This window comes from Pigmentiphaga sp. NML030171, from assembly GCF_002188635.1.
GTDB classification, from domain to species: Bacteria; Pseudomonadota; Gammaproteobacteria; order Burkholderiales; family Burkholderiaceae_B; genus Pigmentiphaga; species Pigmentiphaga daeguensis.
In genome coordinates, this window is record NZ_NINX01000003.1 from 26,758 (window position 1) to 38,845 (window position 12,088).

General features: G+C 65.6%; 12 protein-coding genes and 1 pseudogene. 4 read left to right on the forward strand and 9 right to left on the reverse strand.

Annotated elements, in window-relative coordinates; genetic code table 11:
• Position 1: 1 nt before the first annotated feature.
• The 4 genes and pseudogenes from CDO46_RS00240 to CDO46_RS00255 form a co-directional block, all read right to left on the reverse strand.
• On the reverse strand, positions 2-907 hold the full coding sequence (locus CDO46_RS00240; RefSeq protein WP_087836572.1) for a branched-chain amino acid ABC transporter permease: 906 nt from the start codon (positions 905-907) through the stop codon (positions 2-4).
• A gap of 2 nt (positions 908-909) precedes the next feature.
• Positions 910-2,076 (reverse strand): ABC transporter substrate-binding protein, encoded by a 1,167-nt coding sequence (locus CDO46_RS00245; protein WP_087836573.1) that lies wholly within the window; start codon positions 2,074-2,076, stop codon positions 910-912.
• Positions 2,077-2,140: 64 nt separating this feature from the next.
• Entirely contained in the window at positions 2,141-3,052 is a 912-nt protein-coding gene (locus CDO46_RS00250) for a fumarylacetoacetate hydrolase family protein (protein WP_087836574.1), read from the reverse strand.
• A gap of 89 nt (positions 3,053-3,141) precedes the next feature.
• Positions 3,142-3,747, reverse strand: a pseudogene (locus CDO46_RS00255) (cupin domain-containing protein); the annotation flags it as partial.
• Here CDO46_RS00255 and CDO46_RS28220 point away from each other — a divergent pair.
• The 3 genes from CDO46_RS28220 to CDO46_RS00265 all read left to right on the forward strand — a co-directional run bounded on the left by CDO46_RS28220 (position 3,719) and on the right by CDO46_RS00265 (position 5,805).
• The gene (locus CDO46_RS28220; RefSeq protein WP_176400613.1) at positions 3,719-3,958 is read left to right on the forward strand and encodes a hypothetical protein; all 240 of its coding nucleotides are present in this window, start codon (positions 3,719-3,721) and stop codon (positions 3,956-3,958) included. The pseudogene CDO46_RS00255 and the gene CDO46_RS28220 sit on opposite strands and share 29 nt — an antisense overlap.
• The gene (locus CDO46_RS00260; RefSeq protein WP_087836575.1) at positions 3,955-4,731 is read left to right on the forward strand and encodes an alpha/beta fold hydrolase; all 777 of its coding nucleotides are present in this window, start codon (positions 3,955-3,957) and stop codon (positions 4,729-4,731) included. The genes CDO46_RS28220 and CDO46_RS00260 overlap by 4 nt, the downstream gene beginning before the upstream one ends.
• 108 nt (positions 4,732-4,839) lie before the next feature.
• A complete protein-coding gene (locus CDO46_RS00265; protein WP_087836576.1) occupies positions 4,840-5,805 on the forward strand; it encodes a helix-turn-helix domain-containing protein in 966 nt (321 codons plus the stop codon).
• 9 nt (positions 5,806-5,814) lie between these two features.
• On the opposite strand, the gene CDO46_RS00270 is transcribed toward CDO46_RS00265, so the two are convergent.
• The 5 genes from CDO46_RS00270 to CDO46_RS00290 are packed head-to-tail and all read right to left on the reverse strand — an operon-like array spanning position 5,815 to position 10,797.
• On the reverse strand, positions 5,815-7,005 hold the full coding sequence (locus CDO46_RS00270) for a Xaa-Pro peptidase family protein (protein WP_087836577.1): 1,191 nt from the start codon (positions 7,003-7,005) through the stop codon (positions 5,815-5,817).
• On the reverse strand, positions 7,002-7,988 hold the full coding sequence (locus CDO46_RS00275) for a D-2-hydroxyacid dehydrogenase (RefSeq protein ID WP_087836578.1): 987 nt from the start codon (positions 7,986-7,988) through the stop codon (positions 7,002-7,004). The genes CDO46_RS00270 and CDO46_RS00275 overlap by 4 nt, the downstream gene beginning before the upstream one ends.
• 7 nt (positions 7,989-7,995) lie before the next feature.
• Positions 7,996-8,490 carry an aromatic-ring-hydroxylating dioxygenase subunit beta gene (locus tag CDO46_RS00280; protein WP_087836579.1) on the reverse strand — a complete coding sequence of 165 codons (495 nt, stop codon included), beginning with the start codon at positions 8,488-8,490 and terminating at the stop codon, positions 7,996-7,998.
• On the reverse strand, positions 8,483-9,847 hold the full coding sequence (locus tag CDO46_RS00285) for a Rieske 2Fe-2S domain-containing protein (RefSeq protein WP_176400617.1): 1,365 nt from the start codon (positions 9,845-9,847) through the stop codon (positions 8,483-8,485). Before CDO46_RS00285 ends, CDO46_RS00280 begins: the two co-directional genes overlap by 8 nt.
• Complete coding sequence (locus CDO46_RS00290) at positions 9,844-10,797, reverse strand: tripartite tricarboxylate transporter substrate binding protein (protein WP_087836581.1); 954 nt, start codon at positions 10,795-10,797, stop codon at positions 9,844-9,846. The genes CDO46_RS00285 and CDO46_RS00290 overlap by 4 nt, the downstream gene beginning before the upstream one ends.
• A 308-nt stretch (positions 10,798-11,105) precedes the next feature.
• On the opposite strand from CDO46_RS00290, the gene CDO46_RS00295 reads away from it, so the two are divergent.
• Positions 11,106-12,080: a tripartite tricarboxylate transporter substrate binding protein gene (locus CDO46_RS00295; protein ID WP_165963361.1), complete on the forward strand. Its 975-nt coding sequence runs from the start codon at positions 11,106-11,108 to the stop codon at positions 12,078-12,080.
• Positions 12,081-12,088: the final 8 nt, after the last annotated feature.

Consider the following 12,088-nt stretch of genomic DNA (forward strand, 5'->3'; position numbering starts at 1 on the left):
ATCATCCCAGGAGTCCCTTCGGTCGGAAGATAAGCACCAGCGCCATCAGCACGTAGACACTGGCCGACACCAGCCCGGCCGCCAGCATGTCGGCCACCTCGGGCGACAGCATCGCGCCCAGCAGTTGCGGGAAATAGGCGCGGCCCAGGCTGTCCACCATGCCGACCAGCAGCGCACCGGCCATCGCCCCGCGCACCGATCCCACGCCACCGATCACGATGACCACGAAGGTGGTGATCAGCACGCGCTCGCCCATGCCGATTTCCACCGCCAGCAGCGGCGCCGCCATCACCCCGGCCAGGCCGCACAACAGCGCACCCAGCCCGAATACCACGCTGTAGAGCTTCTGGATGTCGATGCCCAGCGCGTCCACCATCTCGCGGTCGTCGGCTCCGGCGCGCACCAGCATGCCCACGCGCGTCCGGTTGATCAGGAACCACAGCCCCAGCGCCACCAGCGCGCCCACCACGATGAAGGCCAGGCGCATCAGCGGGTAGCGGAAGCCCGGCGCCAGCGGCACCGTGCCGTCCAGGAAGGCGGGGATCTCGACCATGGGCGGCTGGCGCCCGAAGATCATGCTGACCGCCTCGTTGGTGAACAGGATCAGCCCGAAGGTCGCCAGCACCTGGTACAGGTGGTCGCGTTTGTACAGGCGCCGGATCACCGCGAACTCCACCAGCAGCCCGTACAGCGCGGCGCCGGCCAGGGCGGCCACCACGCCGGCGGCGAACGAGTTGGTGTGCCCGAGCGCGAACGCGCCGCAATAGGCTCCGACCATGTAGAACGACCCGTGGGTCAGGTTGATGACCCCCATGATGCCGAAGATCAGGGTCAGGCCCGACGCCAGCATGAAGAGCATGGCGCCGAACTGCAGGCCGTTCAACAGTTGTTCGAAGAGCAGGGCCATGGTCAGAGCTTGCACTGGCCGGCGTAGGCGTCCTGGTCGTCGCTGACTACCTTGCGCACGACCTTCGGCACCAACTCGTTGCCGCTGCGTTCGATCCGCATCAAGTAGTAGTCCTGGATGGGATGCTGGTTGTGGTTGAAGCGGAACTTGCCCCGCAGCGTCGGGAAGTCGCCCTTGAGCAGCGCGGCGCGGAAGGCATCGCCCTTGGAAAGGTCGCCGTTGACCGCCTTGAGCGCCGAGCCGATCAGCAGCGCCGTGTCATAGGCCTGCATGCCGTAGTCGGTAGGCTTGCGGCCGTAGGTCTCGGTAAAGGCTTTCACGAAGGCGCGGCTTTGCGGATTGTCCATCTCGGTCGACCACATCCCCACGGTATAGAAGCCTTCGGCCGAGGCGCCCGAGGCCGCCAGCATGCGGCCATCCATCGAGAAGGCCGGCATCAGCATCGGCACGGTCTTGTTCAGGCCCGAGTTGGCGTATTGCTTGGCGAAATTGATGCCCGCGCCGCCCGGGTGGAACTGGTAGACCGCATCCGGCGCCAGCGACCGCACGCGCGCCATTTCCACCGAGAAGTCCGACTGGTCGAGCTTGGTATAGATCTCGGCCACCACTTCGCCCTTGTAGGTGCGCTTGAAACCGGCCAGCGCGTCGCGGCCCGCCTGGTAGTTGGGCGCCAGCAGCACCACGCGCTTGTAGCCCAGCTCGTTCGCGGCATGGCCACCCGCCGAGTGATAGGCATCGTTCTGGTACGAGGCGACAAAATAGTTCTTGTCGCACTTCTCGCCGGCAAAGGTCGAAGGGCCGGGGTTCAGGCTCACGTAATAGGCGCCGTCGCGCAGCACGCCCGGCGCCACGGCCGCCAGCACATTCGAGAAATTCACGCCGGTGAACAGCTTGATGCCCGATTGCAGCATGCGGTCCGCGGCCTGCTTGGCATTGGCCGGCTTCAAGGCGTCGTCCTCGACCACCAGCTCCACCGGCACGCCGCCCAGCTTGCCACCGCCCTGCTTGATCGCCAGGTTGAAGCCATCGCGCTCGTCCTCGCCGATGTAGCCGGCGGGCGTCGACAGCGTGGTGATGAAGCCGATCTTCACCGGCGCCTGGGCTTGCGCCGCGCCGGCACCCGCGAGAAGGAGCGCGCACAGTCCGCCCCGGATCATGTTCCTGACCATTGTTGTTCCCTATGGATGTACTGCAACAGCTGGAATGAACCCGCGCGGGCGCGGGGCTTGGACCCTAGACGGCCACCACCGGATGGCGCAGCGAGCCGATCTTCTCGACGTGGGCCTCGACCACGTCGCCCGGCCACAGCCACTCCTGCGGCGTGCGGCCGGCGCCCACGCCCTCGGGCGTGCCGGTGGCGATGATGTCGCCCGCCTCCATGGTCATGGCGGCGCTGATGTCGGCGATCAGGTGCGGCACCTTGAACAGCATGTGGCGGGTGTTCGAGCTTTGCTTGGTCACGCCGTTGACGGTCAGCGACAGGTCCAGCACGTGCGGATCGGGGATCTCGTCGGCGGTCACGATGCAGGGGCCGAAGGGACCGTAGGTGTCCTGGCCCTTGGAATAGATCCACTGCCCGGCGCGGCGGCAGTCGCGCGCGCTGATGTCGATCATCACGCTGTAGCCGAACACGTAGTCCAGCGCGTCGGCCTCGGCCACTCGGTGCGTGCGCCGCCCCATGATCACCGCTAGCTCCACCTCCCAATCGAGCTGCTGGGTGATGTTGCCGTTGTGCTCGATGGCTTCGCCCGGACCGATCACGCTGGTGGGCGGCTTCGAGAAGATGACCGGCTTGGTGGGCAGGTCCTTCGAGGTGTCCAGCGTGCGGCTGGACTCTTCCACGTGCTCGACATAGTTCAGACCGATGCCGAAGATGTTCTTGCGCGGCCGCGGGATGGGCGCCAGCAGGCGGGCGTTCCCGGCCGGGATCGCCGTGCCCACCGGCCACTTGCCTTCGTGGGCCTTCAACAGCTCGGTGGCCGACCGTACCGCGTCCGGACCGAGGTCGATGAAGGCCAGCATGTCGTCGGGCAGCGGCACGCCGGCCACGGCCCCCAGACGGGCCAGGTCCACCACGCGGTCGTCCACCACCGCCCCCAGGCGGGCTTGTTCGGCAACGGTGGTGCGGTAGGTCACAAGACGCATTTCTGTTCTCCATAGGGTCGCGCGAGGCGACAAGAATCCCGCCGCGGGCCGGACCCGCGGTGTATGACAAGCATCGAATCAGGTGGGGACTAGCCGATCAGCGGTTGGTGGCCATCGTTTTCCGCCAGCGCTTCCTCGCGGTAGAGCTTGAGCGCATGCATGACCGGCAGGTCGTTGAAGCAGAACAGGCAGGCGTCGTCGCTGTCCGACGCGTTGGCGTGCTCGTGGAAAGCCCAGGACGGCACGCAGAAAATGTCGCGCTCCTGCCAGTCGTAGCGGCGGCCGTTGATGATGGAATAGCCCTTGCCCTTGGCCACCTGGTAGAGGAAGCTGCCCGTGTGCCGGTGGGCCTTGGTCTTTTCGCCGGGCCGCAGCATCTGCATGCTGGCGCCCATGGTCGCCATGACCGGACCACCGGTGGCGGGGTTGGTGTAGTTCATCAGCACGCCGTCGTACGGGCTGCCGTCGGTGGTCGCGGCGTAGCGCCGCAAGGCCTCGTAAGTCGGTTCCCACTCGTACTTGAACAGCGGCGAATACGGCTTGTTCCAGGTCTCGCCATAGGGCCGCAGCGCCACGCCGCCCCAGGCGGCGGTGGAATCGTCCACCGGGTGGGTCACGGCCTGATTCAGGTCCGGGTGCACGGCGTAGAAGCCGGCTTCCAGCGCGTTGACCAGCGGAATATCCAGCCCGTCCCTGGAGCGCCTGGTCGCGGGCGATGCCGAGGCGCTGCTCCGGCATGCCGAAGAACACGTCCACGAAGCGGGTAACGGCGCGGAAGAGATCCGCACCTGGCTGGTCGCGGACGGCGCCGCCGGCGCGCCCTTCCGGCCGCTCTATTACAAGGCCGTCGCCGGCTGGTACACGGGCATAGGGCTGGGCACCTGGGACATGGATGCCGCGCGATGACCTCTTCCGGCCTTTCCTGGCAGCTTGCCGGCGCCGCCGACGGCCCGGCCGTGGTGCTCCTGCATCCCATCGCAACGAACCGCAGCCTGTGGGATCCGCTGCTGCCCGTCTGGGCACGCCACTTCCGCCTGATATGCGTGGACCTTCCCGGACATGGCCATAGCCCGCTGCGGCAGAACTGGCGGCTCGACGACGCCGTGCATGATCTCGCCCGCATCCTGGACCAGGCCGGTGCCGCATCGGCCGCCATCGTGGGTACCTCGCTGGGCGGCATGGTGGCTCAGGCATTCGCCCTGGCGTACCCGGCACGATGCTCCGCCCTCGTCCTGGCCCATTGCGGCGCGTACACCGCCCCCTCGGTGGCAAGGGTGTGGGAGCAACGCCTGGCTGCCCTGCGCACGGACGGATTCGACGCGCATGTGGAAGCCACGCTGGGCCGCTGGTTCACGCGCGACTTTCTCCTGGGCTCGCCGTTGACGGCAGACTGGCTGCGCGCCTTGATGCACCGCACGCCCATCCAGGGCTACGTGGATGCCGTGGGTGCCATCCAGCGGCTGGACCATCGGGAACGCCTGCGGGAACTGGCCCGGCCGACGCTGGTCGTGGCCGGTCGCAACGATTCGGCCATCCCGCCGGAGATCGCCGCGGAGCTGGCCGGCGCCATACGGGGGGCGACGCTGGAACTCTGCGACGCGGCCCACATGGCCTGCGTGGAGCAACCTACATGGTTCACCGAAACGGTCGGCCGGTTCGTCCTTCGGCATGGCCGCTGACGCGGCAACCCTTGCGGGCAAAGTCCGATTGACTTGCCAGCCCTCGAACCGGGAAACTTTGCGAAGACGGATTCGGTTCGACCGATCTGCGCTGGAGACAGACATCCCATGACGACCATCCGACAGTTCACCATCCACGGCGAGAACCCGGGCGCAGGCTCGGCGATCTTCCGCAGGGAAATGCAGGATGCCTTCGCGGTCGGCCTATCCGTGCAGGGCAACCAGGAACATCCGTTCAGCACCCAGGTCAAGGGCTACAGCGGCGAGCGGCTGCGCTTTGCCGCGCTGCGTTTTTCGCCCCACACGACCTGTTCGCCCCGCGCGACCGGCCTGCGCTCGCGCCTGCTCGTATCGCTGCACCGTGAAGGCGTCGCCCTCGTGCACCAGGAAGGCCGTGAAACCCGCATCGAACCCGATGACCTGTTCATCATCGATCCTTCGCGGCCGTTCTTCATCGAAGCCGGCAACGTCCTCGCCCACTCGCTGTACATCGAACACAGCGCGCTGCGCGCGATCGTGCCCGAAATCGAACTGCACACCGCCCGGCAGGTACGGACCACCTACGGCGCGGGCGCGGTGCTGCGCCACACCATCGACCAGCTCCTGGCCCAGACCGACCGGCTCTCCGACCTCGAGGCCGACCGCCTCGCCGACGCCCTGCCCTTCCTGATAGCGGCCAGTCTCGCGGGAACCAGTCCCGATACGCGTCCGCCGCCCTCGCGCCTGCGGGCCCTGCACAAGCAGCGCATCATGGGCTACGTGAAAGACAACCTGCGCAACCACGAGATCGACGCCGCCCATATCGCCGCCGCCATCAACCTGTCGACCCGGTACATCTACGAGCTGTTCGAGGACGAAGATGTCCCCCTGATGAAGTGGATCTGGCAGACGCGGCTGGAACGCTGCCGCGCCGACCTGGCCAGCGCCGCGATGCGGTCGAGATCGATAGGCGAGATCGCCTTCTACTGGGGTTTCAACGACATCACCCATTTCAGCCGGGCATTCCGGCAACGCTACGGGGTATCGCCGCGCGCGTTCAGGAAGACAGCCCTGTCGCAGGCCGCGGCGCACTGATCTCCTCCCCTAACGTTCGAATATCTGCTCGGGTGTCCTGTGCAGGCGTTCCGTGGTCCCGTCGAGCTTGACCAGATAGTTGTCGCATATCCAGCTGAATGTCGTCGCCGTCGCATAGGTCGGATGGCAGGCCAGCACGGTCCTTGGACGCAAGGTCATGGATTCGTCATGGCGCATCAGCGGCCGCTCCACCATGTCGTAGCCCTGGCCATGGCAATGCAGCCGTTTCTCCTCGGGCCGGCCGTTCGCACGCATGAAGGCGTTGTAGTCCTCCCATAACGCACGTCCCGAACATCCAGGGACGAGGCGATCGGTGGTGAACTTCCGGGCCTCGAGCACGAAGCCGAACTCGTCGCGCATGTCGTCCGACGCCTTTCCGAGCACCACGGTACGCCCCAGCTCGGTGAAATAGCCACCCGGGCCGCTGCTTTCTATCAGCAGTGAAAAGTAATCGCCTTGCTGGATGACCCGGTTCTGGAAATAGCGATTGCCGAACATGGCCGCCGTGCCTACCGGAGCGGAAGCGCACAGGTAAAGCCCCTGTTCGCTTCCCGCCTTGCGGCACTCGTACTCGGCCAATGCAGCAAGTTCGTTGTCGCGGATGCCGGGGCGTATCGCGTCCAGCACCGCCTGCCAGGCGCGATCCTGCATTGCCGCCGCCGCGAACATCCGGTCTATCTCGGCATCGGACTTCTCGACCTTGATCCGATCGACCATTTCGCTCGCGTCGAGCCACTGCGTCCCTGCCGGAACGCCGCGCCTGACGGCATCCAGAAATGCCGACGAGATGATGCTGGCTCCAACCACGCCGATCCGGCCCTGCGCATAGGGCGCGAGTGCCTCGATGGCAAGCTGCGCGTCGTAGGCCACGGTATATCCGATCGGCAGGTAGCTGGGCGTCCCGAGGTAGCGCCCCACCCCCCGTCTCGCCGGCGACGGCCGGGACCGGAAATCCTGCACCATCCCGAAGGTCCCCTGCCCAATGACCGTCATCGGCGCATCACGGGGAAACAGTACCGTCACGGGATATCCGTTGGTGGCGGGAATATCGGTGAAATACTTGATGTATCCCCCCATGAAGTCATTGCTGCCCTGCATGAGCAGCACATCGATCTTCTCCTCTTGCATGCGCAGGCGGACGGCGGCCCACCGGCGCTCGAGCTCATCGTCGGAAATCGGGTTCAAGAGCCTTTCGTTCATGGATGTCTCACAAGATTGATCATGTCGGTGGTTGCGCCGCGTTGGTAGAGGCGGATGTTCTCTACCAGGATGGGCAGCGCGGCGTCCGCATAGCCGTTGAACATTCCCGCGGCATGCGGTGCGATGACGACGTTGTCCAGCTGCCAGAACGGGTGCCCGGGCGGAAGCGGCTCCGTCACGAAAGTATCGAGATAGGCGCCTGCTATCCGTCCCTGTTGCAGGGCAGCCAGCAGCGCGGCCTCGTGGACCACGCTTCCCCGCGCCAGGTTGATCAGAAATGCCGTTCGCTTCATGCGCTCGATAAACGCGCCGTCCACCAGGTTCCGCGTCTCGTGCGTGGACGGCACAAGCAGCAGCACGAAGTCCGCTCGCGCCACCGCATCCCCGGCTTGTTTCCTGGAATACATGTGGTCGAACCCGGGTACCGGACGCGGTGCAGCGCTGATTCCCAGCACGGTCATGCCCAATGCCTTGCAGATAGGAGCGAGATAGGCGGCTATCGACCCGCTGCCGACGATGGCGAGCGTAGATCCCGACAGGGTCTGCGACGCGAACCGATCCCAGCGCTGCTGTCCCTGGTTGCGCAATAGCCTGGGCACCGACCTTGCCAGGCACAGCATGGCTGACAGCGCCGCCTCGGCCATGGGCGGACCGTGTATTCCCCTCATGTTGGAAATGATGACCTCGGGGCCGAGCGATGGCTGGTCGACGATGCCGTCCACGCCCGTCCCCAGCGCCTGGATCCACTTCAACCGCCGGCCCGCCGCGATCAGCCGGTCGTTCAACGCAGGGCCGAACGCCATCAGCACCTCCGCGTCCGGAATCAGGCGTCCCGCCTCCTCGGCCTCGCCGGCGAACGACAGGCGGATACCCGGCAAGGCTTCACGCAATCCCTGCTCGTAGCGCCGGATCTGCCGCTCCGGCAGCTTGGCGAAAAACAGATAGGACGGACCTTCGCCTTGCACCTTCTGGTCTGCTCGCATGCCGTCCTCAGAAACAATAGATGTCGATGAAGGTCGGGATATAGTCGTTCTTGAGTTCGATGCGCTTCCTGCTGATGAGCCAGCTTTCCTCCTGCCGGCCGAATTCCGTCAGCGACGTACCGAAGAACGTATAGGTCTTGCGCTGCCTGACGTTGAACATCTGGGTGCTCCACGTCGTCCAGATCCGGATGCCATCGTCCTCCTGGCCTTCTTCAAGGTGGAAGTTGCACAACATATGCGTCGTCCGAGGCGCCGGCGTCGATGCCGCGGACCGTCCCGACATGATCCTCAGCACTCGGTCCTCCAAGCCCGCGCGGTTCGCATAGTAGATGTGCGAGAGCTCCGTATTCGGGTCCTGCGTCAGGGTTTCGTCGCTGCGCCTGGCGGGTACCCAGTATTCGCAGTCCGGCGCATACATCGACAGCCATCCCTTCCAATCCTGGCTGTCGAGCAGCCATGCTTCGCGCAGCAGCAGCTCTTTCGCCGTCTCCAGCTTATTCATAGGGACGTTCTCCTTTCACGCCGGCCAGCAGCAATCGCTGCCACTCCCTGTATGGCCCCTGGAAGGCAACCTCGCTGTAGGTGTCGTAGCGCCCGAGCGCACTCGATACCGGCTGGATGCCCAGGGTCGATACCACTTCGTCCGCGTGGCTCTGCTGGAAGCCCATCCCCCGTGAAGTCCCCTGGAGATAATCCAGCGGCATTGCCGACAGGCCACGCTGGCAGTCTTCGTACAGCACGGCATCATCGGGCGTGGCCATGCCTCCCGGATTGAAGAAATCTTCGTACTGGCGTAGCCGCCATGCCCGCTGGGCGGTAGGCTCTCCCACCGGTGCGATGCAGTACGCGCGCATTTCGGTCAGGTTCACCGCCAGCGGACGGAAGATCCTCAGCATGGGCGATATGGCATCGGCAATCTGCATGTTGGGGAAGATGCCCACGTTCCGCCCCTTGAGCATCCAATCGGCCCTGGTATTGCCGACGCGGCTGCGGATCTCGTCAATGGCCGGGTAGATGGGGCGCTTGTCCGGCTCCGGCTGCTCCAGCCACACCGCGGAATGGCCATGGTCGAAATTGATCGCTCCCGCCGGAAGCCCATCGCGGCGCGACCAGTCGAATGAGCGGGAATCGACATTGCCCATGCCTTTGCGGCGGCGGGCCTGAACATCGAGAAACGACGCGTGCGCTTCCGACAGATGGTAGGGGTCGACGCCATTGTCCAGCTGCAGCTTCCAATTTCCCTCGTAGGTATACAAGGTCCGGCCCGGCACGAGCTCTACCCCGTGGGGGCTCTGGTCCACGATGAGATCGATCAGCGTCGCCGCCGAGCCGAGGAACGCGGCCAGCTCGGGAACATCGCGGTTGAGGGACCCGAACAGGAATCCCCGGTAGTTCCCCAGGTGCGCGATGGGAATCAGATGGTGGTCGTCTTTCAGGAAAGCTTCCGAATAGCCGGCCGAGGCGCCGTACTTGAGCAATGTGTTCTTGCCCGCCGAGTCGAACACCCAGCCGTGGTAGGGACACACGTGCGCGCGGGCTCGTCCCTGCTCGCGGCTGCAAAGCAAGGCGCCCTTGTGCCGGCAGGCGTTCACGAAGGCACCGAGCCGGCCCTCGCCGTCGCGGCTGACCAGGATTGGCGTCGAGCCGATCTGGGTGGTGATGAAATCGTGCGGTTGGTGCAGTTGAGACTCATGGCCGAGGAAGCACCATGTTCGCTCGAAGATGTAGCGCTGCTCCAGTTCGAATATCTGGGGGTCGACGAACGCCGCCCGGTGCACCCGGAAGATTCCCTGCGGGAGCCTGTCATCCACGCAGGCGGCGAGCCGCGAGGCAAGAGAGTCCAGGTCGGTGCGCATCATTCGACCTGCTCCAGCTTCGCCGCCTTGCGCACGGCAGTCCATTTTTCGATATTTGACTGTATCCGGGCCCGCAGCACCTGGGGTTCCTCGGGCCAGGGCTGTACCCACCTCGCCTTGAGCGTGGTTCTCACCTCCTCATCGGCCAAGGCTTTGCGAACCTCCGCCGAGATGCGTTCGGATACCCCACGCGGCATGTTGGCCGGCGCGAAGAGCGCCATCCAGTACTCGGCCTGCAACTCCGGAAAGCCCAGTTCCGCGAAAGTCGGAACATCCGGAAACTCGGACAACCGCTCCGGTGACGTGACGGCCAACGGACGCAGCAGGCCGGACTGGATCGCTCCGAAGGCCGGACCGACGTCCGAGAAGGTCATCAACACCTCCTTGGAGGCAACCGCCTGGACCGACTCGTTCGCGCCTCGGAACGGAACGAACGTGATGTCCAGATTGACGCGTTGTGCAAGCGCGGCGGTTTGCAGCTCGAACGCATAGCCCGACCCGGCCGAACTCGCCTGGCGGGGGTTCGCGCGGATGTATTTCACGAGTTCGTCGAGCGAGCGCGCGGGCGTCGCCGAGTTCACGACCAGCAGCATCGGGAATGTCCCGATCAGGGAAACCGGCGTGAAATCGTCCACCGAATAGGGCAGTTTCTTTTTCATCACGACGTTGCCGACCATTACCCCGCTCGGCGCCATCAGCAAGGTATGGCCGTCGGCCTGCGCCTTGGCGACCAGGTCCGCGGCGATGATGCCCGACGCCCCGGTCTTGTTCTCGATGACGACCTGCTGCCCAAGACCGTCGCTGAGCTTGGGCGCCATCGAGCGCATGACGATATCCGTGCCGCCGCCGGCGGCCTGGCCGATGATCACCTTGATGGGACGGCTGGGATAGGACTGCGCATGGCCGGCGAGCGGCAGGTGTAGCGCAAGAAGCAGGAAGAGTGTCGCCTTCATTTTGTTGACCCGTGTTGGTTATGGTGGTCTGCCGCCATGCGAAGCGGTGTCTCCAACAAAGTGACGCATGAGCGAGGAAGGTTTTTGCATGCGCTCCACATGGCCGTCAACGTGAGGGCCGAGCCAGCGCGGGGCTGTCCAAGACGCAGTGCGCGGGCAGTCAAGTGCGGGCGCCGGCGCCGCCCCATGTCGTCCGTTTATGCCCCATGCGCAAAACGACTTGCCGGGCCCGCGGCGGACTGCGAAAGTCCCGCCAACGACTTGCCGGGCCCCCCAGGAAGACCACGGTTCAAGCAAAGGAGACATCCATGACCTTCACGTTCGGGAAACTGGCGCTGGCCGCCACGCTCGGCCTGGCCGCCATCGGCGCGCAGGCCGAGACCTGGCCGGCCCGCCCGGTGCGCATCATCGTGCCGTACAACGCCGGCACGCCGCCCGACATCAGCAGCCGCATCATCGCGCAGAAGCTGACCGTCAAGCTGGGCCAGACCTTCTACGTGGACAACAAGCCCGGCGCCTCGGGCAGCCTGGCCGCGGGCGACCTGGACCGCTATCCGGCCGACGGCTATACCGCGATGACGCTGCTCACGCCGGTGGTGGTCGGCCCGGCGCTGTTGTCGTCGTTCAAGAAGGACTTCGCCCGCGACTACGCGCCCGTCGGGCAGTACGACTGGACCTACAGCGTGCTGGTCGTCAGCCCGTCCCTGCCCGTGCACGACGTGAAGGGGCTGATCGAACTGCTGCGCGCCAAGCCCGATACCTACAGTTTCCCCTCGGGCGGCTACGGCACGCCGGCGCACCTGGCGGGCGAACTGTTCAAGCAGCGCTACGGCGTCACGGCCACCCACGTGCCCTACAACCAGTTCACGGCCGGGCTGGCCGACCTGGTGGCGGGCAGGGTGAACTTCATGTTCCTGACCAGCACGGTGGCGACGGCGCAGGTCCAGGGCGGCAAGGTCAAGGCGCTGGCCATCGCCTCGCGCGACAGCCGGCTGCCCGGGCTGCCCGACGTGCCGACCATGGAGGAACAAGGCTTCAAGGGCTTCGACGTGCGCAACTGGGACGGCTTCGTCATGCGCAAGGAAACGCCCAAGGACGCGGTGGCCGGGTTCACGCGGGCGCTGAACCAGATCCTGGCCGATCCCGAGACGCGCAAGGCGCTGGCCGACGCGGGCGCCGACCCCGTCGCGAACACAACGGCGGAACAGTTCGGCGCGCTGATCGCCAGCGAACAGGCCCGGCTGACGGACCTGGTGCGCCAGACCGCCATCAAGATCGACTGATTTCCGAA

Bases quoted from the DNA above. Each gene is read 5' to 3' on its own strand.
- CDO46_RS00240 (WP_087836572.1), bottom strand. From the start codon at position 907: ATGGCCCTGCTCTTCGAACAACTGTTGAACGGCCTGCAGTTCGGCGCC.
- CDO46_RS00245 (WP_087836573.1), bottom strand. From the start codon at position 2,076: ATGGTCAGGAACATGATCCGGGGCGGACTGTGCGCGCTCCTTCTCGCG.
- CDO46_RS00250 (WP_087836574.1), bottom strand. From the start codon at position 3,052: ATGCGTCTTGTGACCTACCGCACCACCGTTGCCGAACAAGCCCGCCTG.
- CDO46_RS00260 (WP_087836575.1), top strand. From the start codon at position 3,955: ATGACCTCTTCCGGCCTTTCCTGGCAGCTTGCCGGCGCCGCCGACGGC.
- CDO46_RS00265 (WP_087836576.1), top strand. From the start codon at position 4,840: ATGACGACCATCCGACAGTTCACCATCCACGGCGAGAACCCGGGCGCA.
- CDO46_RS00270 (WP_087836577.1), bottom strand. From the start codon at position 7,005: ATGAACGAAAGGCTCTTGAACCCGATTTCCGACGATGAGCTCGAGCGC.
- CDO46_RS00275 (WP_087836578.1), bottom strand. From the start codon at position 7,988: ATGCGAGCAGACCAGAAGGTGCAAGGCGAAGGTCCGTCCTATCTGTTT.
- CDO46_RS00280 (WP_087836579.1), bottom strand. From the start codon at position 8,490: ATGAATAAGCTGGAGACGGCGAAAGAGCTGCTGCTGCGCGAAGCATGG.
- CDO46_RS00285 (WP_176400617.1), bottom strand. From the start codon at position 9,847: ATGATGCGCACCGACCTGGACTCTCTTGCCTCGCGGCTCGCCGCCTGC.
- CDO46_RS00290 (WP_087836581.1), bottom strand. From the start codon at position 10,797: ATGAAGGCGACACTCTTCCTGCTTCTTGCGCTACACCTGCCGCTCGCC.
- CDO46_RS00295 (WP_165963361.1), top strand. From the start codon at position 11,106: ATGACCTTCACGTTCGGGAAACTGGCGCTGGCCGCCACGCTCGGCCTG.